Raw genomic sequence first — 976 nt, 5'->3', positions numbered from 1 at the left:
TGAACGTCGGGAACCTTCGAGCCGGATCTGTGTCACGCCGTCAGCGTTGGAGTGTCAGCAGGCCTGGCCGGTAGGGGAGGAGGCCGTAGTCGCCGCCGGAGTTGGGGTTGCGTCCTTGGTAGAGGAGTTGCAGGTTGCAGGGGTTGATGGTCATGGTCTGGTCGGCGTTGGTGCGGATCAGTTCGCCGTGGCTGATGTCGTTGGTCCAGGTGGCGCCGCTGTTGGTTTTGCCGGCGAAGGGGTTGCCCTCGGTCGCGGCCTGTGGTGTCCATGTGCCGTTCAGGCTGGTGGCGGTGAAGGAGCGGAAGTAGCGGCCTTGCGAGCCGATCGCTTCGACGAGCATGAGGTAGCGGTTTTGGCCTTGGAGTTTGTAGACCTGAACGGCTTCGAAGAGGTTGTTCGTCGTGTCGCTCATGATGACGGTTGAGGTGGTGCCGAAGCTGCCGGGGAAGTTTCCGATGGGCATGTTGGCCCGGTAGATCTTGCCGTTGTCGCCGGCGAAGAACAGGTACATGTTGGTGTTGTCGCCGATGAGTGCTTGGTCGATGGGTCCTGTTCCGGAGCCGGTGATGCTTCCGGAGAAGAGCACTTGTTGTGCTGACCAGCCGTTGGGGTTGGTGGGGTCGGTGGAGGTGCGGTAGGAGAAGGCGGTTCCGCCCCATTGGTAGGCGAGGACCCAGATGTTTCTCGGGGCGAAGTAGAAGAGTGTGGGTGCGACGGTGGAGGAGGACATGGTGTTCTGGCTGGCGGAGGCCATGTCGGACCAGTTGGTGAGGAGGCTGAAGTTCATCGAGCCCCACGATGTGCCGGTGTCGTGTGTTGTGGCGTAGACGAGGTGCTTGCCGTTGTAGGGGGCGGTGGTGAAGTCTTTGAGGGAGACCCATCCCGACTTCGGGTTCGCCAGCGGGCCTGTCGATGTCCAGCGGTACGACGACGGAAGATCGCACGTACCGGTCGGCGTCGGCGTCGGCGTCGG

At 62.4% G+C, this 976-nt stretch carries 1 protein-coding gene; it reads right to left on the bottom strand.

Going from position 1 to position 976, the window contains the following annotated elements; all coding sequences use genetic code 11:
* Positions 1–40: 40 nt before the first annotated feature.
* Positions 41–976: glycoside hydrolase family 62 protein (locus tag MBA17_RS49030; RefSeq protein ID WP_274387116.1), on the bottom strand; the 936-nt coding region annotated here is incomplete at its 5' end.

The sequence above is a fragment of the Dolomitihabitans soli genome (genome assembly GCF_022213955.1).
GTDB lineage: Bacteria > Actinomycetota > Actinomycetes > Streptosporangiales > Streptosporangiaceae > Streptosporangium_A > Streptosporangium_A soli.
Note: the sequence above shows the minus strand (reverse complement) of the source record. Positions and strands in the feature narration are given on the sequence as shown.